Annotated in this window: 1 protein-coding gene; it reads right to left on the bottom strand. The window is 53.6% G+C overall.

Features of this window, described 5'->3' with window-relative positions:
- Nucleotides 1-249 (bottom strand): zinc-binding dehydrogenase (locus SB753_RS39755; RefSeq protein ID WP_410805506.1); only part of this gene is annotated, 249 nt, incomplete at its 3' end.
- Nucleotide 250 lies beyond the last annotated feature (1 nt).

Below are 250 nucleotides of genomic sequence, written 5' to 3'. Positions count from 1 at the left end.
CGCTATCTTGCCTTTTCGGCTTCCGGCTTCAATAAGGTCATGCGCCGCCACTATTTCCGTTAGCTTCATCACCCGCTCGACGATAGGCTTAATGCCGCCTGCATCGACTGCCTTGGCGATGTCAGCCAGCCGCTTGGCCGATTGGGTGGTAAAAACAAAGTGGATCTCGGCATTAGCTAACCAGCCCGCCATCAGGTTTTGCGGTACTGACATATCAACTATCGATACTACCCTTCCCGATGCTGCCAAC

This window comes from Paraburkholderia sp. SIMBA_053 (assembly GCF_046534895.1).
Classification (GTDB): domain Bacteria; phylum Pseudomonadota; class Gammaproteobacteria; order Burkholderiales; family Burkholderiaceae; genus Paraburkholderia; species Paraburkholderia caledonica.
The sequence above is the reverse complement of the archived record's forward strand: the minus strand, read 5'-3'. Positions and strand labels throughout refer to the sequence as shown.